This is a genomic window from Desulforudis sp. DRI-14 (assembly GCF_052618305.1).
Map to the genome: position 1 here is coordinate 1 of NZ_JBQXEZ010000007.1, position 20584 is coordinate 20584.

23 protein-coding genes are annotated in these 20584 nt (G+C 61.3%); all 23 read right to left on the reverse strand.

What is annotated here, in order from left to right; genetic code table 11:
* Positions 1-307 precede the first annotated feature (307 nt).
* The 23 genes from ACUM6F_RS06055 to folP all read right to left on the reverse strand — a co-directional run bounded on the left by ACUM6F_RS06055 (position 308) and on the right by folP (position 20476).
* Positions 308-1075: a type III pantothenate kinase gene (locus ACUM6F_RS06055; protein WP_425620771.1), complete on the reverse strand. Its 768-nt coding sequence runs from the start codon at positions 1073-1075 to the stop codon at positions 308-310.
* Positions 1076-1231: 156 nt separating this feature from the next.
* Positions 1232-2215, reverse strand: coding sequence for a biotin--[acetyl-CoA-carboxylase] ligase (locus tag ACUM6F_RS06060; RefSeq protein WP_445348703.1), 984 nt, complete (start codon positions 2213-2215; stop codon positions 1232-1234).
* A 215-nt stretch (positions 2216-2430) separates the two neighbouring features.
* Entirely contained in the window at positions 2431-3273 is an 843-nt protein-coding gene (nadC, locus tag ACUM6F_RS06065) for a carboxylating nicotinate-nucleotide diphosphorylase (protein ID WP_425620769.1), read from the reverse strand.
* A 1-nt stretch (position 3274) separates the two neighbouring features.
* On the reverse strand, positions 3275-4855 hold the full coding sequence (gene nadB, locus ACUM6F_RS06070; RefSeq protein WP_445348704.1) for an L-aspartate oxidase: 1581 nt from the start codon (positions 4853-4855) through the stop codon (positions 3275-3277).
* A gap of 147 nt (positions 4856-5002) precedes the next feature.
* Positions 5003-5917, reverse strand: a complete 915-nt coding sequence (gene nadA / locus ACUM6F_RS06075; protein ID WP_426377691.1) for a quinolinate synthase NadA — start codon at positions 5915-5917, stop codon at positions 5003-5005.
* A 217-nt stretch (positions 5918-6134) separates the two neighbouring features.
* Positions 6135-6494, reverse strand: coding sequence for a spore coat protein (locus ACUM6F_RS06080; protein ID WP_425620766.1), 360 nt, complete (start codon positions 6492-6494; stop codon positions 6135-6137).
* A 14-nt stretch (positions 6495-6508) separates the two neighbouring features.
* A complete protein-coding gene (locus ACUM6F_RS06085) occupies positions 6509-6907 on the reverse strand; it encodes a hypothetical protein (RefSeq protein ID WP_425620765.1) in 399 nt (132 codons plus the stop codon).
* A gap of 108 nt (positions 6908-7015) precedes the next feature.
* On the reverse strand, positions 7016-7363 hold the full coding sequence (gene panD / locus ACUM6F_RS06090) for an aspartate 1-decarboxylase (protein WP_425620764.1): 348 nt from the start codon (positions 7361-7363) through the stop codon (positions 7016-7018).
* A 17-nt stretch (positions 7364-7380) separates the two neighbouring features.
* Positions 7381-8217, reverse strand: a complete 837-nt coding sequence (gene panC, locus ACUM6F_RS06095) for a pantoate--beta-alanine ligase (protein ID WP_445348705.1) — start codon at positions 8215-8217, stop codon at positions 7381-7383.
* Positions 8218-8318: 101 nt separating this feature from the next.
* On the reverse strand, positions 8319-9119 hold the full coding sequence (panB, locus tag ACUM6F_RS06100; RefSeq protein ID WP_425622204.1) for a 3-methyl-2-oxobutanoate hydroxymethyltransferase: 801 nt from the start codon (positions 9117-9119) through the stop codon (positions 8319-8321).
* Positions 9037-10035 (reverse strand): Rossmann-like and DUF2520 domain-containing protein, encoded by a 999-nt coding sequence (locus tag ACUM6F_RS06105; protein WP_425620762.1) that lies wholly within the window; start codon positions 10033-10035, stop codon positions 9037-9039. Before ACUM6F_RS06105 ends, panB begins: the two co-directional genes overlap by 83 nt.
* A 431-nt stretch (positions 10036-10466) precedes the next feature.
* Complete coding sequence (locus ACUM6F_RS06110; protein ID WP_445348706.1) at positions 10467-11321, reverse strand: DegV family protein; 855 nt, start codon at positions 11319-11321, stop codon at positions 10467-10469.
* Between the two features lie 241 nt (positions 11322-11562).
* Positions 11563-12297, reverse strand: coding sequence for an SIR2 family NAD-dependent protein deacylase (locus ACUM6F_RS06115; protein WP_426377703.1), 735 nt, complete (start codon positions 12295-12297; stop codon positions 11563-11565).
* A 156-nt stretch (positions 12298-12453) separates the two neighbouring features.
* On the reverse strand, positions 12454-13110 hold the full coding sequence (locus tag ACUM6F_RS06120) for a hypothetical protein (RefSeq protein ID WP_445348707.1): 657 nt from the start codon (positions 13108-13110) through the stop codon (positions 12454-12456).
* Between the two features lie 149 nt (positions 13111-13259).
* A complete protein-coding gene (locus tag ACUM6F_RS06125) occupies positions 13260-13922 on the reverse strand; it encodes a cell wall hydrolase (protein ID WP_425620758.1) in 663 nt (220 codons plus the stop codon).
* Positions 13923-14286: 364 nt separating this feature from the next.
* On the reverse strand, positions 14287-14469 hold the full coding sequence (locus tag ACUM6F_RS06130; RefSeq protein ID WP_445348708.1) for a hypothetical protein: 183 nt from the start codon (positions 14467-14469) through the stop codon (positions 14287-14289).
* Entirely contained in the window at positions 14445-14669 is a 225-nt protein-coding gene (locus ACUM6F_RS06135) for a hypothetical protein (protein ID WP_425620757.1), read from the reverse strand. The genes ACUM6F_RS06130 and ACUM6F_RS06135 overlap by 25 nt, the downstream gene beginning before the upstream one ends.
* A 262-nt stretch (positions 14670-14931) precedes the next feature.
* The gene (locus ACUM6F_RS06140; protein ID WP_425620756.1) at positions 14932-15180 is read right to left on the reverse strand and encodes a hypothetical protein; all 249 of its coding nucleotides are present in this window, start codon (positions 15178-15180) and stop codon (positions 14932-14934) included.
* 282 nt (positions 15181-15462) lie between these two features.
* The gene (locus ACUM6F_RS06145) at positions 15463-17052 is read right to left on the reverse strand and encodes a DEAD/DEAH box helicase (protein WP_425620755.1); all 1590 of its coding nucleotides are present in this window, start codon (positions 17050-17052) and stop codon (positions 15463-15465) included.
* Positions 17053-17223: 171 nt separating this feature from the next.
* Positions 17224-18276 (reverse strand): glycosyl hydrolase family 18 protein, encoded by a 1053-nt coding sequence (locus ACUM6F_RS06150; RefSeq protein WP_425620754.1) that lies wholly within the window; start codon positions 18274-18276, stop codon positions 17224-17226.
* 136 nt (positions 18277-18412) lie between these two features.
* Complete coding sequence (gene folK / locus ACUM6F_RS06155) at positions 18413-18931, reverse strand: 2-amino-4-hydroxy-6-hydroxymethyldihydropteridine diphosphokinase (RefSeq protein ID WP_445348709.1); 519 nt, start codon at positions 18929-18931, stop codon at positions 18413-18415.
* The gene (gene folB / locus ACUM6F_RS06160) at positions 18928-19287 is read right to left on the reverse strand and encodes a dihydroneopterin aldolase (protein ID WP_425620752.1); all 360 of its coding nucleotides are present in this window, start codon (positions 19285-19287) and stop codon (positions 18928-18930) included. The genes folK and folB overlap by 4 nt, the downstream gene beginning before the upstream one ends.
* On the reverse strand, positions 19280-20476 hold the full coding sequence (gene folP, locus ACUM6F_RS06165) for a dihydropteroate synthase (RefSeq protein WP_445348710.1): 1197 nt from the start codon (positions 20474-20476) through the stop codon (positions 19280-19282). Before folP ends, folB begins: the two co-directional genes overlap by 8 nt.
* Positions 20477-20584: the final 108 nt, after the last annotated feature.

Sequence of the window (20584 nt, forward strand, 5' to 3'; positions counted from 1 at the left end):
AGCGGAGCACGGAGCGCGGGGATAACCCAGACCTGCTGTAACCGTTTTTCATTGTCTGTGGTGCTGCATTTTGCAGGATGAGGGTCTAACAACAAACATTGTGGAATTGGCGGCTGGCCCATGTTCAATGGGCGGCCGCCTTGCTTTGCCCTGGTTTTGAATAATTCGGAAAGCTTAAAGGGTGGCTCAACCCGGCCCTGCGGTAAGGAGTCCTGCGAACCTAAGCCAGACCTCTGTCCGTAACGGTAGGAAGGATACCGACCCTCCGTCAATTTATGTCCCAATGCCCAGTGCTCAATGCGCAGTGCTATTGTTTATTACGTTCGTATATAATCCGCAGGCCTTTGAGCGTCAGGAAGGGGTCGACATGCTGGATGGCGGCGCTCTCGCCGGCGATCAGCTCGGCCTCTCCCCCGGTGGCCAGCACTGTCGCCGCACCGCCCAGTTCGGCCCGCATCAAGTTGACGATGTTGTCCACCAGGCCGGCAAAGCCGAAGACGATCCCGGCCTGCATGCTGTGTACGGTATTCCGCCCGATAACCGCCGGGGGCCGTACCAGTTCCACCCTCGGCAGGCGCGCCGCCCGCGCGAAGAGTGCCTCGCACGAAATCCCGATGCCCGGGGCGATCACCCCGCCAAGGTATTCCCCCCTGGCGGAAACGGCGTCAAAGGTGGTGGCCGTCCCGAAGTCGACGATCACCAGCGGGGCGCCGTACTCCGCCAGGCCGGCGACGGCGTTGACGATGCGGTCCGCGCCCACGTCGCGGGGGTTTTCGTACTTGATCGGCACGCCGGTCTTCAGGCCCGGGCCCACGACGAGGGGGTCGCACGCGAAATACTTGCGGCAGGCCATTTCCAGCATAGGGTTGACCGGGGGTACCACCGAAGAAACGGCGACCGCCTTAACGTCCGCCGGTGCAAAGCCCCTGTCAAGCAGAAGCTGTTTCAACAGCAGGCCGAACTCGTCGACCGTCCAGCTTCGCCGGGTCGAAACCCGCCAGTGGGCGGCCAGTCTTTCTCCTTCGTAAAGCCCCAAAACGATATTGGTGTTCCCGACGTCCAAAGTCAGTAACAAGAATGGCTCCCCTCCACTTAAGTCAGCCCGAGCTCCACCAGGATGGATCCCCTCGGGACCGGAAATTCAGGATGGATCCCCTCTCGGGACAGGAAATTAATGAATTACGCCTAAACGGAAGGGTTCCTGTCCTGGCCCTATAGCAGTAGATTTCCTTCATCCTTCTTGGGGCTGGGCGATTTCAGCGAAGATATCCCCGGAGAGCACCCGCCGAACCATTCCAGGAGCGCGTTCAACCAGCAGGGCGCCGTGGTCGTCAACGTCTATGGCCGTACCCAGCCACTCTCCCTGGGCGTCGATAACCCTCACCTGTTTCCCCAAGGATTCCTGCCACTCCCGCCACGCGGCAATCACTGGAGCAAACCCTTCACGCAACCAGCGGTTATACCATTCTTCCAGGGCCTCCAGGACAGACGCTAAGACATCAAGCCGCGAAACCCTTCTCCCCAGGTGGGCCGCTAGACTGCTAGAGTTGCTCCTCAACGACGCGGGAAAATCGTCGAGGTCTACATTAACATTGATGCCGATGCCGAGCACGAGATGGTTAACCCGGTCGGCCTCGGCGCTGAGTTCGAGCAGGATGCCGCCGACTTTGCGGTCCTGCAGCAAGATATCGTTCGGCCATTTGATACGCGGTCGAACGCCGGGGAGGGATGAAAGGGCCTCGGCGCACGCCACGCCAGCCAGGAAGTTCGCACCGGCCACCCCCGAGGGGTGGATGGCGGGACGGAGAACAAGCGAAAACCACAGCCCACCCGCAGGGGACGACCAGGACCGGCCCATTCGCCCCCGTCCTTTGGCCTGCTGCTCAGCGACCACCAGGGTACCTTCCGGCGCGCCCTGAGCGGCCAGTCCCCTGGCCACGTCATTGGTCGACCCGGTTTCCTCCAGGTAGTGATAATAACGGCCGAAAACCCGCGTCCTCAAGGCGGCTTGAACCTCGGCCGGCAACAGCAGGTCCGGGGCCTCCACGAAGCGGTAACCAAGCCTAGGGGCGGCTTCGATCACGTAGCCGTCCCGGCGCAAAGCCTCGATATGCTTCCAGACGGCAGCCCGGGAAACCCCCAATCGTCGTGAGATTTCGGCCCCGGAAATGTAATCTCCCTTTTGCTTTAGAAGATTGAGAATCTGCGTCTTCACCTTGTCCCCTTCAAAGTGCACAATCTCGCGCCTAAAGCACTGGGCATCGGGCGCTGGGCTTTGGGGTCGGGGATTAACCTTAATCCTTAAACCGGCCTTCCCGACCCGTCACCGTACCCTGTTAGCGACATTGTTGCCATAGGTTAGATGTGATAAACAACCGTTTCCACCAGCGTCTTGAAGTAACTGATAAAAGTTGTCCCAGTGCTCTGTGCTCAGCACTTAATGCTCATTTGTACGTCCAAGCTGATATCCAAGGCCTTGACCGAATGCGTCAGGGCCCCCACGGAGATCAGGTCGACGCCCGCGGCGGCGACGTCCCGGATGGTGCTTTCGGTGATCCCGCCTGAGGCCTCGAACAGGCACCGTCCCCGGCCGATGCGCACGGCTTCGGCCATCAACGCCGGCGGCATGTTGTCCAGCAGGATGACGTCGGCCCCGACTTCCAGGGCCTCCGCGACGCCGGCCAGGTCTTCGACTTCGACCTCGATCTTCAACGTATGCGGGCAGGTCGCCCTGGCCTTTTGCACCGCCGCCCTGATCCCGCCGGCCACGGCGATGTGGTTGTCCTTGATCAGGACACCGTCGTAGAGGCCAAACCGGTGGTTGAACCCGCCCCCGACACGCACGGCGTATTTCTCCAGGGCCCTTAGGCCCGGCGTCGTCTTGCGCGTGTCCACGACCCGGACGTTGAATTCCCGGACCATCTCCACCAAGGCGCGGGTCCTCGTGGCGATCCCCGACATGTGGCGCAAGAGATTCAGGGCCAGGCGCTCGCCGGCCAGGATGGGCCGCGCCCTTCCGCTGACCAGAGCCGGGACCGTTCCCGGGAACACCCGCTCGCCGTCCTGCACGGCGGCGGTCACGACGACATCGCTGTCCAGGCAGGAAAACACCAGAGGAAGCAGCCCCAGACCCGCCACCACCCCCTCTTCCTTGCAGATAAACCGCCCCGTCGCGACGGCATCTTCGGGAATGACCGCCTGCGAGGTGATGTCGCCGGGCCCGATGTCCTCGGCCAGCCACTGTTCGATCTGCGCCCTGCTTACCAGCTCCACGTCACTGCCTCCGAAAACTCAGGTGCTTCTCCCACCGTTCCCGGCGTTCCGGGAAATCGGTCCTGAAATGGGCGCCGCGGGACTCGGTCCGGCACATAGCCGCCTCGGCGATGAGGTGGCCGACCTCGAGCATGTTCCGCACCTCCAGGGCCTCCGGCCCGGCAGTCCGGCAGTGGCGTAAAAACTGCCAGCGGTCGAAGAAAGCCAGGGCTTTAGCCAGCCCCTCGGCCGAACGCAAGGGACCGACATATTCCTGCATTATCTGCTGAAGTTCTGATTTCAAGGCCTGGTAGTCGGTCTCGTCGTCGCGCAAATCGCGGCAGGCAAAAGGCGGACGCGCTAACGTTGTCTCGTTCTTGCGGCTCATAACCGCCCTGGCGATACGACCGCCGAAAACCAGGCCGTCGAGCAGAGAATTGGAAGCCAGGCGGTTAGCGCCGTGGATGCCGGCCGAGGCCACTTCCCCGCAGGCATACAGGCCGTTGATGCAGGTCTGCCCGTCCAGGCCGGTTTTAACACCGCCCATCATGTAGTGGGCCGCCGGCGCAACCGGGATCAAGTCGCAGGCTACGTCAACCCCGTAGGTCTTGCACGTCCTGCTGATCGTGGGAAAGCGATGCTCGACCTGTCCGGGCGGCAGGTGGGAAACGTCCAGGTACACGTGATCCGCACCTGTTTTCTCCATCTCCTTTAGGATGGCGCGGGTGACGACGTCCCGGGGAGCCAGCTCGGCCAGGGGATGGTAGCCGGGCATAAACCTTTCGCCGGCGGTGTTACGCAGGAGGCCGCCCTCGCCGCGCACCGCCTCGGAAATGAGAAAGGAAGGCGCGCCCGGAAGGGCCAGTACGGTAGGGTGGAACTGCACGAATTCGAGGTCGCTCAGCTCGGCTCCGGCTCGGTAGCCTAGGGCCATCCCGTCGCCGGTGACGACCTGGGGGTTGGTCGTGCGGCGGTACAGTTGACCAGCCCCGCCGGTGGCCAGGATGACGGCCCTGGCCCAGAATACGACCAGCCTGTTCCGGTCTTCCTGCAGGACCAGCGCGCCGTAGCACCGCCCGTCCTTAACAAGGAGATCCACGGCGAAATGCCACTCCAAGATCGGGACCCCGATGTCGTGGGCCTGGAACGACAGCACCCTCTGTAACTCGGCGCCCGTGGCGTCCCCGCTGGCGTGGAGGATGCGCCGCTGGCTGTGGGCCCCTTCACGGGTGAGGGCGAAATCGCCGTTCGCCCGATCGAACCTGGCGCCCAGCGAAACCAGTTCCCTGACCCGCTCCGGCCCTTCGGTAACCAGGACGTGGACAGCCTCTTCGTCGCAGAGTCCCGCGCCGGCTCCGAGGGTATCCTGCTCATGCAGCAAGGGGGAGTCGCTGGCGCTGATCGCCGCCGCGATTCCCCCTTGCGCACGCTCGGTGCTGGTATCCTCCACCATCCGCTTGGTGATAACCAGGACGTCGCCCCCGTCCTTGGCGATGGTGTAGGCCGTATACAGCCCCGCGATACCGCTCCCGATCACCAGGTACTCAACCTCGTACTGGAGCAGCTCCCGGCTGTCGAAATTAACAAGGTAACGAGGCGCCACGCTGTGTCACTCCCAAGATGCATTGGGCATTGAGCGTTGGGTATTGGGCATTGAGATACTTATTGGGCATTGAGATACTTTAGGATGGGATTCGGTATAACCGAATCCCTTTCCAATATTTATCCCAGCGCCCAGTGCTCATTGCCATTATGTAATTGCCAGCATCCGCTCGAGAGCCTTCATCGCTCTCTGTTGCGTTTCAGGTTCGACCGTCACCGTCGGGGTAAGGGTTTCAAGAGACCACGCCAGCTTTTCCAGCGTCGTGAACTTCATAGTCTCGCAAACCAAGGCGGGCGAGGCGAGGTAAAACTCCTTGCCCGGGCAGGTGCGCCGCATTTGGTGCAGCAGTCCCTCTTCAGTGCAGACGATGAACTCCCGGGCGGCCGATTCGCGGGCGAACCGGAGCATCCCCGAAGTGCTGGCGACGTGGTCGGCCAGGGCGATGACGTTCAGCTGGCACTCGGGGTGGGCGAGGATCTTGGCGTCAGGATGCTCATCCTTCGCCTCCAGCACGTCTTCGGGACGCAAATTATGATGGACGGGACAATAGCCGGGCCAGAGGTGCATCTTCCTCCCCGTGACCTGCTCGGCGTACCGCCCCAGGTTAGCGTCGGGGACGAAAAGGATCTCCTGCTCCTGCGGTATGGAACTGACGACCTTAACCACGTTGGCCGAGGTGCAGCAGATGTCGCTTTCGGCCTTGACCGCAGCCGAGGTGTTAACGTACGAAACCACGAGGACCCCTGGCAGATCCTGTTTCCTGGCGCGGAGTTTCTCGGCCGTGACCATGTCGGCCATCGGACATCCAGCCGACAGTTCCGGCAGCAGGACGGTTTTGTCGGGGGAAAGGATAGCCGCGCTCTCGGCCATGAAGTGCACACCGCAAAAAACGATGACGTCGGCGTCCGTTCCGGCGGCCTTGCTGGACAGTTCCAGGGAGTCGCCGACGAAGTCGGCGATGTCCTGTACCTCGGGCCGCTGGTAATAGTGGCTAAGAATAACCGCGTTGCGCTGCTTCTTCAGCTCCTGGATCCGTTCAACTAACTCCTTACCGTGAGCCACGCTTTCTCCCCCAGTATACATGCTTAAAGCGCCTGCCCGGTTCCGAAGGCTACCGGCGCAAAAGCCAAAAACAAACAGAAAATCCGGTTTCCCGGTTAAGTGTTATGCTAATTCTAATGTTTCAAAGGAATTATTGTCAAGGCAAGGCGCGGCGGTGAGCGCCGCGCCTGGAGTCCTTCCAACCCTATACCCTACACCTTACATCCTATACCCCGCGCTAGCTGGTCATGCCGCCCTGGCCGTAGGGGAACTGGCTGCCGGCGTAGCTCTGGAACTTCTGGTGGGTATCGGCGATCTTCTGGGGTTCTTCTCCTTCGAGCGTGTACCAGCCTTTTTGAAACATCAGGTTGAAGATGTCCCGCGTATTCTGGTGGGTCTCAATTAGCGCCCGCATCACGTCATTGTGCAGGGAACGGTGGCTGGCCTCGCGGGCGAATACGTTCAGGTTGTCGGTAAGGTACTTTTCCGTGGCCAGGAGGTCGTTGACACGGTCCCTGTTGTTCAGATTCGGGCCCTTAACCTGCAGCTCGTTGGGGGACTTGGGATTCTTGATGATGTTTTGCTGTTGCTGTTGCACAAGTCTTCCCTCCTCTACGACGTAAAGTGCTGGCCGACGGTCTGGGCCGGCTGCTGGGCCATAAACTGCTGTCCCTGCTGGACCTGCGCCTGGAACTGTTGCTGTTGCTGCTGCTGTTGTTGCCGTTGGGCGTACTGCTGGAGCAGTTGCTGCTGCTGCATGGGCTGCAGGTGATTCAACAGCATCTGGTAGTGCATCTGGTGCATGCGGCCGGTCTTGTCCAGGGCCTGCTTCACGTCGGAATCGTTGCATTCTTGCGCAAAATGACGGCACTTCTTGATGGCTGTCAACAGCCAGGACATAGCGTCCTTCAGGTACAGGTGATCCTTCGTGGAAAGAACCATCGGAGGCTCGGGCATGACCTGTCCCTGGGCCTGCATTTGTCCAAACGTTTGGGCTTGGTAGTGTTGCACTGCTGTTCCTCCCTTACTAAGATTTCTATCTTAGTTTGCCGGAGGAAGTAGTAACTTATGTATCCATCCAGCCGGTTTGGGACTCTTGAAAAACTTCGCCTCAGTGTTTTATACGGGCCTGTTCTTTTCGTCCACCAGGACCACACGCGGTTGGTAATTCCGGGCCTCGTCCTCGTCCATCAGGGCGTAAGCCATGATGATCACCGGGTCCCCGGGAAGCCCCAGGCGCGCCGCAGCCCCGTTGAGGGTAACGGTTCCGGAATTTCGCGGGCCTGGAATAACGTAGGTTTCAAAACGCTCGCCGTTAGCAAGATTGACAACCTGCACCTTTTCGTGGACAAAGATGCCTGCCGCGTCCAGGAGTTCTTCATCTATGGTGATGCTCCCGGTATACGACAGGTTTACGTCGGTAATCACGGCCCGGTGAATTTTAGCCTTAAGCATAGCGAGCAGCATTACCAGCCACCCCCCCCTTAGACTCTTACGATCAGGTTGTCGATCAGCCTGGCCCGGCCGAAATAGGCGGCGACGGCCAGGATGACCTCCCCCGACAGCACGGGCTTCGCTGCAAGGTCCGGGAGGGCGCGGACCTCGGCGTAATCCAGGCGCGCCAGCGGCTCACTTGCTATGCTTTCCGCCAGGAAGCTCTCTATCTTCCCGGCGTCGTGCTCGCCGCCGGCGATCAGGTTCTCCGCCCGCTTCAAGCTCCGGTAGAGGACGACGGCCGCCCTCCTTTCCTCCGGCGTGAGGTAGACGTTTCGTGAGCTCATGGCCAGGCCGTCGGGCTCGCGCACGATGGAGCACGGGACGATGGTCACCGGGAAGTTAAGGTCCTGTACCATCCTGCGAATGACCTGAAGCTGCTGGGCATCCTTCTGACCGAAGAAGGCCGCGTCGGGCTGGACGATGTTGAAAAGCTTGGCGACCACGGTGGCCACGCCCCGGAAGTGCCCGGGCCGCTTTGCCCCGCACAGGCCTTCGCTGATCTTCTCCACCTCGACGCAGGCCAGTTGCCGTTCAGGGTACATCTCCTGCACGCCGGGGGCGAAGACCAGGTCGACGCCGACGCCCTCGGCCATAGCCAGGTCCCGCGGCAGATCCCGCGGATAGGCGTCCAGGTCTTCCCGCGGGCCGAACTGCAGGGGATTGACGAAAATGCTGACCACCACCGTGGCGCAGGTCTCCCTGGCCGCCCGCATCAGGGAAAGGTGCCCCTCGTGGAAGAAACCCATCGTCGGTACGAGCCCAACCGGGCGTTGTGACTCTTGAACAACCTTCCTCACTTCGGAAACGGTAGAAAGAACTCGCAATCCGATCCCTCCTTCTCGGGCTCGTGCCGACGGTGCTAAGCGTTCAGCATTCGGCATTCGGAATCTGAAAGCTGAGTGCTGAACGCGAGGAACTGGAGAAGCTATTTCAATAGCTTCTCCAGTTCCTCTTCGGGCATTTCGAAGCCATGTTCCGGGCCGGGGAAGACCCCTTCCCGCACCTCGGCCGCATAGGCCCCGATGGCCGCGGCCATCTGCTGTCCCAGGGCGGCGTAACGCTTCACGAACCTGGGCTTGAAGTCCCCGGTAAGGCCCAGGAGGTCATGGGTGACCAGGACCTGCCCGTCGCAGAAGGGCCCGGCCCCGATACCGATGGTCGGTACCGCCAGGGATGCGGTGACCAGCCTGGCCAGGGAAGAAGGCACGCACTCCAGGACAAGGGCAAAAATACCCGCCTCCACCAGGGCGCGGGCGTCGTCCAGCAACTGGCAGGCGGCCGCCGCATCCCTGGCCTGAACCTTGAAGCCCCCTAGCTGGTAGACCGACTGGGGAGTCAGCCCGAGGTGGCCCATCACCGGAATGCCCGCTCCGACAAGGGCGCGGACGGTCTCGACGACCTGGTGGCCCCCCTCCAGCTTCACGGCGTGCGCCCCGCCTTCCTGCATCAAACGCCCGGCGTTGCGCAAGGCCTCCTCCCGGGACACGTGATAAGAAAGGAACGGCAGGTCGGCCACCACCATCGCCCTCCTGGCCGCACGGACCACGGCCTTGCAGTGATGGACGATATCGTCCACCGTCACGGGAATGGTCGTCTCGTAGCCCAGGACGACGTTGCCGACCGAGTCGCCCACCAGGATAAGGTCAATGCCCGCCCCGTCTACTATGCGGGCCGTCGGGAAGTCGTAGGCCGTCAGCATCGTGATCCGCCGCCCGTCCTGCTTCATCCGGCGCAGCGACGCCGTGGTCACCCGGGAAACCGTCATCTGCCGTCACCCCTTTTAAAAGATTAACCATTTTTATCGACCGCAGGGCGTCCAGGCCGCCTCCCGCGCGGGCGAGTTCGACGGCGTACAGGCCCAGGTGGCCGTAAAGCCTGGCGGCTTCCGGGACGATGCCGCTCATGGCGCGCGCGTGCCGGGCCACGGTCCCCGTATCGCCCCGGGCGATCGGTCCCGTGAGCGCGCTGGGCAGGTCCATCTCCCCGGCATTGGCCAGGGTGCCCTCCGCCAGGCGCAAAAGCGCCCGCCGGCCCTGTTCCGCGTCTACGCCGGCGCTCTCGATGAGCGTCCGGGCCAGGTGCAGCAGCACCACCAAGTAGTTGGAGGCCACGCACGCGGCCGCGTGGTAAAGGGCCTTGTCGCAGCCGTCCAGCGGGAGGACGCGCCCGCCCAGCAAAGAAACCATCTCCCGCACCGCTGCGACGGCTTTGGGGTCGCCCTCGACGCCGTAGTAACAGCCGTACAGGCGCTCCACGTCGTCAAGCCGGGCGAACGACTGCACCGGGTGCATCGAAGCTGCCGCAGCCCCCTGCCCGCGCACCGCGTCCAGCGCGCCGGACGGAAGCGCCCCGCTGGTGTGAATGACGACGTGCCCCGGACGGACGGCGCCCGACCGGGCCAATTTTCTCCCGACACGGCCGACGGCCCTGTCGGGCACGGCAATAATAAGCACTTCAGCCCCGGCAGCCGCGTCGGACAGGGTGGCACAGGGACGGCAGCCGATCAGGAACGCCAGCCTGCCCGCCGACGCCGGGCTGCGGGAAGCGACGCCCGTTACGGCGCACCCGGCCCGGGAGAGCCCCAGGGCCAAGGCCGAACCCACCTTGCCGGCACCAATTACGGCGATACGTTTATCTATCAAGTTCACACTTCCTTTCAACCTACCCTCCCCTTACATCTTGGGGGAAAAACCAATGAGGTCACTATTCTTGCAACTCATCTGTTACTCTAATACCCGATACCCGATACCCATACCTAATACCATAAAGCCGGATACTCGATGCGGCGGTATGACAGCTCTAGATCACCCTTATGAAAAACTGAAAAGCCTCAGACAGAGTCCAAGGCTTTATATACGGCCCGTCTCGGTCCTCACGGCTCCAAGCGGCAAAACTCTCTTCGGTTGTTACGGACACCGGCGAAAACAACGGTGTGGCTCCTTTGGGATGCCACCTTATAAACGATATTACCATACCAAGCAAGGTCTTACAATAATCAAAAAGCTTCTGCTCCGGCGATGTTTCTACCTTAGGCATGCAGCTTTAAGCTTTCGGACTCCCGGCACTCAACACACTATACCTCGTAGAAGGCCACGCCGACCAGGCCGGGCCCCGCATGCACCACCATCGACGGGCCGATCTGGCCGAACACCATCTCCTGCACCTGCAGCCCGCTGTTCAGGATGCCCTTGCACAGCTCCTGCCCGTCCTTGAGGGCGGCGCCGTGCATCACGGCGACGACGATCTTTTTACCGCCCGCCTTTTCGCGCACGATGTCGACCAGCCTGGCCAGGGCCTTGTGCCATCCGCGGACCTTCACGTAGGTATAATACTTGCCCTCGGCGCCGATGGAAATGATGGGCTTGACATCCAGGATGCCGCCCACCGCTGCCTGGACGTACCCGATCCTACCGTTGCGCCGCAGGTACTCGAGAGTCCTGACGATAAAGAAAACCCTCATGCGCTCCCGCAGCGACCTCACCCTTTCCACAACCTCTTCAAAGCCCAGGCCGCGCCTGATCAGGGCGCCCGCCTCGCGGACCAGAAAACCCAGAGCCATGGAAACCGCCCTGGAATCGATGACTTCGACCTTTAAGCTCTGTTGTATCTGCTCGCTGACCATCTTGACCACGTCGCGCGTTCCGCTCAACCCGCTGGAAAGATGGATGGCGATGGCGTGGGTGAACCCCTCCCTGACCAGTTCGTTAAGTACTTCGGCCACTTTCCCGGGAGAGGGCATCGAAGTCTTAGGCCTCTCCTCGTCGAGTGTGGCGTACACCTCGTCCGGAGAAATATCGAGGCGGTCGTCGTACGAACGGTCGGGGTAGAGGATTTTGAGCGGCAGAATCCGGATATCGTACTCCTTCAGGACCTCGTCGGGCAGGTCGCAGGTGCTGTCGGTGATCAGCGCGATCTTCTCGTTCGTCAAGGGACCGCCCCTCTCATTGTTACTGGAAAATCTTTTTGCCTTCGACAAAATATCATATTCACCTGCACACATTCATTTGGTTTCCTGAATAAACTCCAGTCTTTCGCCGTCAGGTCCGGTAAAAAATTTTGACTTCCAGGCTTCACGAAACTGCCCTAAAATCGTCAGTACAGTAAATTCTAAATCCTGACCCCCTCGATCTAGATTCGAGGTCGATTCCCCAAGGTCCAATGCTCAGCGCTCAGTGCTCAATGCCCAGTTTCGCAAGCACTGCTTCCAGCGCGTCTCCAGCGTTGCCCTGGATGACGACGTCCGCCCGCTCGTCGTAAGGGGTCGGGTCGCGGTTGATGATGGCCAGGCGCCTGGCCAGCCGCGGCAGGTCGGCCACCGGGTAGACCTGCAGGCTGGACCCGACCACGAGCAGCAGCTGGCAGCCCGACAGCACCTGGGAGGCCACCCAGAAGTCCCGGCTCATGGCGTCCCCGAAAAGGACGACATCGGGGCGCAGGAGACCGCCGCAGCCGCACCGCGGAGGATTGATCCCCCCGTTATACTGCTCGGTAAGGTGGGCGAAGTCGTACTCCTTCTGGCATTTCAGGCAGTGACAGGTGCGCAGGTGACCGTGCACCTCCCAGACGGTGGAGCCGGCATCCCTGTGCAGGCCATCAATGTTCTGGGTGATGACGCCGCGCAGCAGGCCGTGTTTTTCCAGCGCGGCCAGGGCTTGATGCGCCCGGTTTGGACGGGCCTCCCGGCAGGGCAGCCACCACTGCAGGTTAAACCGCCAGAAACGGGCGGGGTCCCTGTGGAAGGCCTCGATGCTACATACCTCCGCCGGGTCAAACCTCTCCCAAAGGCCGGCCCCGCGCGAGCGAAAATCGGGGATCCCGCTCTCGGTGCTGACGCCCGCCCCCGTCAGGGCGAAGGCCGGTCCCGTCTCCTTTAGCAGCCGGGCCAGCGTTTCAATCCGGTGCACTGCTCTTTCCTCCATACCAATAGTTTGGCACGCGCCAACATCCTGTATAGTTTCGGCACAAAGCAGCAAAGTCCTATCGGGCCGCCCGGGCCGCGTTACAGGCTTTTTAAGATAACCGGCGAGCCGCGGACCGTTCTCGACGCCCATAACGGAATGCTAATGTTTAAGATTTATCGAACAAGTTATCTCCTCCACCCCGAGATATTCCCTTACCCTGTCCCTCAGGCACTGCTGATATCCGCGGTACTCTTCCAGCAAAGTCTCAAGAGGTCTGACGTCGAAAAAAACACCTTTTGGGCCGCCCACGACCCGCAAGCTCCTTGGCAGGAGGTCCCCGGCACGGGACCATAAACCGGTGAACTCCTCATTGCACCGGTTAACCAGATCGAGGACCGCGAGGTATTCCCGGTAGGCCTCACAGAAGTCGGCGTCAAACTTCGCTGCGGGCAACCTGCAAAAATAGTCCCGGCACGTCTGCGGGCGCAGGGCCGCCGGAAGAATGCAGCCTGACGGGGTCCAGAGACCGCAGTGCAGGTCCATTCCCTGAAGGTCAACGACAACCAGCGGGGGATCGGCATAAAACTCGGCGGCGGCGAAGATGCCGAGCCACCCGGCTTCGGCCAGGGCCAGGATCGCGGGCAGGTCGAAGCGCGGCCGGTAGGCCCGGCAGCAGCGGGCCTTCCAGGACGAAGACATGGGACAGGCCTGGCGACACAAGGCAGAGGTTATCACCGGACGGCTGGAGAGACGGATATCCAGGCGGGCCGGTACAAGAGGCTCACCGCTGCCGCTTTTGCTCGGAGGCTTCTTCAACGGCACCCCTGCCACCAGCATACTTCTAAAAGTCCCTGACTGGCAACCATTTAATTCCAGGAAGACCCGCATAAATGCTGCAAAAAACAAAGGGGGATAGAACTCTCTCGCATAAGCCTATCCCCCGTGGTTTGGCGCCAGCTTCTTACCTAGTGGTAAAATACCATCCTGCCGATGATTTTTGCTCCCGGCCTTTTAGCCAGGTGCGCGGTACGCGCGGAAAGAGAGTTGAAGAAAAGGCAGCCGTTGGTCGGGTCAACCCCGGCCAGGGCTTCCAGCGCGGCCTTGCGCGAAGTGCTGCTGGCGACGTGGCGGCTTACCAATCCCCTGCTTACCGGAGGGAACTGGCCTGGTTGGGACACGACCGCCCGCAGGTTGTCGGGGAACCGCTTGCTTTCAATCCTGTTCATCACCACGGCGCCCACGGCGACTTGCGCTTCGTAAGGCTGGCCGCCGGATTCGACCCCGATCAGCCTGGCCAGCAGGTCGACGTCGTTCCGGCTGACGCCCGGAACAGGCTTTACGCCGGCCTTGGAGGCGGCAACCATTGCCATGCCCGGAATAATCAGTTCTTGCCCGATTTTGATGCGGTGAGGGTTGGTCAGGCCGTTGGCCGCGGCGATAGCACGATAGCTAAGACCAAAAGAACAAGCGATCTCGGAAAGGGTTTCACCCGGCTTGACGATATAGACCCGGTCCCCGGAAGCCGTCGGGCCGTTTTCCGCAGCCGACGCCGGTCCCGGACAGGAGGCCATGCTGAACAAAGCGATCAACAGGGTTGCCATAAGCACACGCATCCGTTTACACAACAAACATTCTCACCCTCCTTGCATTGGAGTCACGCAAAAGCTTGCTTCTACAGCCGGTTCAACCCCGTTTTCCAAAACCCCTTTGGGGCGGAGGAACGGGCGGCAATGGCAAAGGGTACGTTAACTGAAAGTAATTCGACACGAAGTCTGCATTTCCTGCCTGGAATAGCTACAATTTTCACATGAGGGTTGAACTGCCTGATAAGGCAAAGGCTTAAAATAAACCCTGCAATTCCCCGCGCGACAAGTTCATCCGGTAACAATGTATGCCGAACCGCCGCCGAAATTGCCTGTTTAACGCCGTAAAACGCTCGACAAAATCGTTTTTCCGGGTAAATACCGACCCGGCGCGCTGCTGTGCCATCGCTTACCCGCCCATGGCAACGGATACCTGTGGGTGTTGGCTGTTGGCGGTCTGCCCCTTTTCTCCCGCGCCTGCCCGAACAGCCGGCAACCGGCGCGCCAGGCCTGTCCCCGGGCGCGCAAAAAGAAAAACCGCCGTACCGGGGCGGCGGATGTGGCGGGCTATGACTCCAACAGTTCTTCGCATTCTTCGATCAAACCCAGCAACCTGCGGGTAAGAAACTGGTCGCCGCACTGCCGTACCGTGAAGTTATAGGCCAGACGCAGCTGAAACACCAGTTTTGCTCTCTGTACGTGGCTTATGGGCGGGGGATCGTATTTCAGTGTATCGGCTAATTTCTTGGATTGAGAAACCAGTTGCTCGAATCCCTCTACAGAAACTGACATTTCGTAATCCTCTCCCCAGGCGTTAGAAAACCGCTTCTTTATTCTAGGACAAGCAAGCTTTTGAAATTGTTCCTCAAATCGGTCTGGTATCTTTTGCCTAGATGACAATCCCTCTGTTATGCTCAACTTACGACTTTGCGCTGCGTAATGAAACTAGTCCCACGCCTTTCTAACATTTGCTAGGATCCGGCTTTGCCGGTGCGCTCAGCACTCTAGTGACCCCGTCCGAATGCCGAACGCCGGCGCAATCCTAGGATTGCGCCTATACGGCTTCCAGCCGATCCAGGAACATTTCAAAATCGCGGCTTTCCAGACGCATTCCTTCGTCCTGTCCAAGCATAATAGTACTGAGGACGTCGAACATGGCGTCGCAAGTCTCATCGCTGGTGGTGTTATCAATAAATTCCAAGTCGTGGAACTTTTTATCGGCCCAATGCACTATTTCGTCGTAGGACAGGTATCCCATAAGGTGCAGTTTGATCATGCCGCTGACGACATCCGGCGAAAGCATAAGTTCCCCTCCTTAGTCAATGTCTTGAGCTACAACTTAGTGTGCCACGGAGGGGAAGGCTTAGCCCGGTAAGTATCTGCCTAGTAAGGAAGTCAGAGGCCAGAATGAGGTCGGACGCGATGAAACCCGTGCCGGTTTTCTCAGCATTAAGTTCCGGCTTCCGGTTTCCGACTTTCGGCCTTCGGCTTCCGGCTTCTGACCTCCGGCCTCCGAACGATGGATTATAGGGAAATCCGTAGGATTTCTTCGAGCCAGATTTCTGACCTCCGGCATCCAACCTCTTTATTGGAGGCTCTTGGAGCTTCTCCTGCGGGGCTGGGGAGCGCCAAACTTGCCCGGCTTCGTTCTTATCCCCTGGCGCAGCGTGCGAAAAGCCGCGTATACCTGGTCCTCGCACTCCGCAGGAACGTCAACGTAACACCTGTCGTCAAAAATTTTGATGTTGCCTATCTCGCCGCGCCGCACGCCGGCTCTGGAAAGCTGGTCGATCACCGCCCTGACGTGCAAACCGTGCTTGCGCCCGAAAGGCAGTTTAACGGTAACCGATTCGGGCTCCGCGCCCAGCAGTTCCGCTGTTTCCAGTTCCCTCCCCTCCTTGGTCAGCATCATCAGGCACGCCGCCAGCAACTCGATGGATTCGTGATTTTCAAGCAGCTGAATGGCCAAGGCGCGATATTCGCCCACCAGGGGTTGACCCAGAGCCTCCTCGACGCGATGCAAAAGCTCCTGCTGTCTCCGCTCCTTGGCGTCGGCCAGGGTCGGCAGAGCGTGGCGCCTGATGCGTTTGCCGATGCTCTGCTCGATAAAGCGCAACTGCCTGATCTCGCGGGGCGTAACCAGGGTAATGGCCACACCCTCGCGGCCGGCGCGGCCCGTCCGGCCGATACGGTTGACGTAGCTCTGCGCGTCCTGCGCGATGTCGTAGTTAATGACGTGGGTCACGTGGCTGATGTCCAGGCCCCGCGCGGCCACGTCGCTGGCCACCAGCAGCTCGACGAACCCTGAACGGAAACGGCTCATGACGCTGTCCCTCTCCCGCTGGGACAGGTCGCCGTGGATGACCTCGGCCTCGTAACCACGGACCCGCAGGGCCTCGGCCAGTTCGTCGGCCCCCCTTTTGGTGCGGCAAAAAATAATGGCCGAAGCCGGCATCTCCACGTCCAGAATACGGCAGAGGCTTTCCAGCTTCTGCCGGGCGTTGACCTCGTAATAGCGCTGCTCGATCAGCGGCGCCGTAAGCTCGCTGCCGCGAATGGCGACGACCTGGGGGTCTTTCAGGAACGACTTGGCCAGGTTCTCGATCTCGGCGGGCATCGTCGCGGCGAAGAGAAGAGTCTGCCGGTCCTCGGAGCACTGCGCGAGAATGGTCTTGATGTCGTCCAGGAAACCCATGTCCAGCATCTCGTCGGCCTCGTCCAGGACCACCACGCGCAGGCCGTCCAGCCTGATGGAGCTTCTCTGCAGGTGGTCCATGAGGCGGCCCGGGGTGCCGACGACCACCTCCGGGCGGTTTTTCAGCGCGCGCAGCTGGTGCTCGATGGACTGCCCCCCGTAAACGGGCAGAACGCGGACGCCGAGGTACCTGCCCATCGAAGTGATGTCGGTGGCGACCTGTACGGCAAGTTCCCGCGTGGGACAGAGGACGAGGGCCTGCAGGCCTTGCCCCGGGACGATCTTCTGCAGGATGGGCAGCCCGAAAGCCGCCGTCTTGCCCGTCCCCGTCTGGGCCTGTCCCAAAACGTCCCGCCCGGCCAGGAGCGGCGGGATGCTCTTCTCCTGGATGGGCGTCGGCGTTTCGTAGCCCAGGTCTTCGATAGCCCGCATGAGTTCGGGCTTCAGCCCCAGATCCGCAAATGTGCTTGTTGCTGTCATTTTTTACTCCTCAAACTTTAAATCTCGAACTCCGCATCCGATCTTTAGTCTTACACCAAACATCTAACATCTAATATCTAACATTGACATCATATCTAATATCTTACACCCTGGACCCTGCAGCTTAAACCCCTTTTCTTAATCTTTGCCCCGCGGCGGACGGTTATGCCGTTAAGCCCGGTCCCGGACGGGCTCAAAGAGGCCGTCCAGAACCGCCCAGTTTTCGGGGAACCTGTTACCCAGAACCCAAAAGCTGACCCCGCGCAGGCCGAACTCGCGCACCAGAGCGTACTTGGCGGCCATGCTCCAGCCGTCCTCGAACCAGACCGCGTGGCCGTTATCCCAGTCGTCGGTGTAATAGAAGAAGGGCGAAGCGGCCCTTTCGTCCCACTGGATCCGGGCGCCGTAACGCTGGGCGAGCTGGCGCGCCCTGACGGGATCCAGGCTTTTGGCGGTATTGGCCGGCGTGTCCGGCAGTTCCCAATCGTACCCGTACAGGGGCATGCCCATCAGGATTTTGCCGGGCGGCACATGTTGCACCAGGTACTCGATCACGCCGCGCACCTTGTCCAGGGGGGCGATGGGCATCGGCGGCCCGCCGATCCAGCCCCACTCGTAGGTCATGACGATCACGCGGTCCACGATCGAGCCCAGGGCCGCGTAGTCGACGAAACCGACCCAGGCCTCGTCGGGCCTGTCGCCGGCCTTGGGCGCCACGGCGACGGACAGCGGGTAACCGGCGCGATGGAGGATGGCGGTCATCTCGCCGATAAAGCCAGTGTAAGCTTCACGGTCCTCGGGAGGCAGGTTTTCAAAGTCAATGTTCAAAGAGTGGTAACCTTTCTCTCTAAGGACCCGGAGGGTGTTTTCGATCACCCGCGTGCGCAGCGCCGGGTCGTTGACGATGGCGTGTCCCAGGTCGGAGCTGAAGTTCGTGCCGTCGAAATTGGTCAGCACCATCTGCGGCCGCACGCCGTGGCGGCGCGCCGCCTCGAGGACGGCGTCCTCGCCCTCGGGGGCGACCAGTTCGCCGTCGTGCCCGGCCCGGTAACTGAAGACGCTGACGTAGGTCAGGTGCCGGGCGGTTTCGTCCAGGGCGTTTACCGCGCCTTTGCCCGGCAGGATGTAGGCGTTGACTTCAATGGCAGGCTCGGGGGAGGTCACGTTGTCGGGCTGCCCGTAGTAAGCTACAGCCGGTGAACCAAGGGGAACCAGTGCGGTCACCGCAAAAAGCAGGGAAACAATCAGGAACCGCGTCGCCTGCCGAATCGCAACACACCACGCTTTCGAGGAGGTAGTTTCGCAACGTGGTTCGTATTCTTCGTCAGGAACGGCAGCCCTTTAAGCAAATTCTGTAGATTTAACCGGGGATTACTTCCGCCGCGGGCGTGAGAATCTCGACATCCGCCCGGGAGCGGGCCGCGGCGGCCAGGTCGCGGACGGTACGGCCGTTGAGAAGGCGGTCGGGGACCAGCTCGGCCAAGGGCACGAGGACGAAGGCGCGTTCGGCCATACGGGGGTGCGGAATGGTCAGGGCGGGGTCATCCATGGTTACGTCGTCGTAGAGGAGAATGTCGATGTCTATCGTCCGCGGTCCCCAGCGGACGGTGCGCACGCGGCCGAGGTCCCGCTCGACGCGCTGAACGGCGGCCAGCAGGTCGAAAGGGGACAAGTCCGTCGTGACTTCGATTACCGTATTCACAAAGCGCGGCTGGTCGATGAATCCCACCGGCGCGGATTCGTAAAGGGAAGCGGCGCGCAGCACCGCGATCCCGGGCAGGGCGCGCAGGCGCCCGATGGCGGACAGGATGTTGGCCCGCCGGTCACCGAGGTTTGCACCGAGGCCCATGTAGGCCTTTGCCGAACCCTTCCCGGTCATCGGCCGCGCCTGATTTCCACGGCGGCATAAGCCAGGTGCCCGGGGATGGGGGCCGACGGTTTCTTGACGCGGACCACCACCTCGCGCACCGGCGCGTGCCCGGCCAGGATTTTGGCGGCGACGGCCTCTGCGGCGGCCTCCAGGAGCCGGAAAGGACGCTCGGTGAAGACCGTTTGCACGTCGGCGTAGACCAGCGCGTAGTTGACCGTCAGGGCCAGGTCGTCGGTCTCGCCGGCCGGCCGGAGGTCGGCCAGCATTTCGATGTCCAGGATGAACCTCTGGCCCAGCTCGCGTTCGCTGTCGGAAACGCCGTGGTAGGCGTAGATTTCCAGTCCTTTCAGGATGATCTTATCCATTTTCGTCCCATCCCCGCAAAATGGCGTCGGTCATCCGCGCCACCCTGGTCATCGCCAGGACGTCGTGGACGCGGACGATGCCGGCCCCCCCGGCGATGCCGACCGCCACCGTGGCCGCCGTCCCCTCCAGCCGCTGGTCCACAGGCAGGTCCAGGACCTTGCCGATGGTCGACTTGCGCGAGGTCCCGATCAGGATGGGCAGACCGAAGCCTTTCAACTCACCCAGCCGGCGCAGGATCTCGAGGTTGTGGGCCGGCGTCTTGCCGAAGCCGAACCCCGGATCGAGGATCAGCTGCCGCTCGCTGATGCCGCTCTTGAGCGCCAGTTCGACGCGCTCCTCGAAGTAGGACCAGACTTCGCCCATCAGGTCGCGATAAACGGCCTTCTCGCGGTTGTGCATGAGCACCACCGAGACGCCGGCCCCGGCGACAAGCTCGGCCATTCCCGGGTCCCGCAGGGCCCACTGGTCGTTGATGACGTGCGCCCCCGCTTCCAGCGCCGCCCTGGCGACCGCGGCCTTGGAGGTATCGACGCTGACGGGGACGGGCAGTTCCCGCACCAGCAGCCTGAGTACCGGGAGGATACGGGCGGTCTCGACCTCAGCCGGGACGGGGGTGTGCCCGGGGCGCGTCGATTCCCCGCCCAGGTCGATGATGTCGGCGCCTTCCTCGACCATCCGCCGGGCGCGGGCCAGGGCACTCTCCGGCGTCATGAAAAGCCCGCCGTCGGAGAAGGAGTCGGGGGTGACGTTGAGGATGCCCATGACGAGAGTGCGCTTGCTCAAGGGCAGAACAATGCCCCGGCAATCGAGGTCCGGTAGCGATTCCTGCTCCAGGTTGTCCACGACACAGCGGAGCCGGGCCCCGAGCTCCGGCAGCCCGAAAGGCTGGATCAGCAGCTTGCGCGCCAGGCTGCGGTAATGGGTCACCGTCCCCATGAGCAGGACGTCGGTGCTCTCGACCGAGCAGTTGATGCATCCCCTGCTGACGGCCGCCTCCCCGCCCCGGGCCAGCATCTCCTGTTTGAGGATGTTGGCCTGCCAAGGAGCGAGGCCTGTAACCTTCAGCAGGCGGTACACGGCCTTGGGGGCCATGATCTTGCAGCCCCAGTCGTCCGCTCCCACCAGGGCGATCTCCCGCCTGGCCTCTTCCGTGTTCGTAATGCTTACCGGACGAACCTGCCACCTCATATTAAATGCATCCATAAAACGCAATCATATCCTTATTTCCAAGTGTTGACTCCAGGCATTGAAACGCTTTTATAGCTTACAACTTACGACATATAGGTATATTATCCT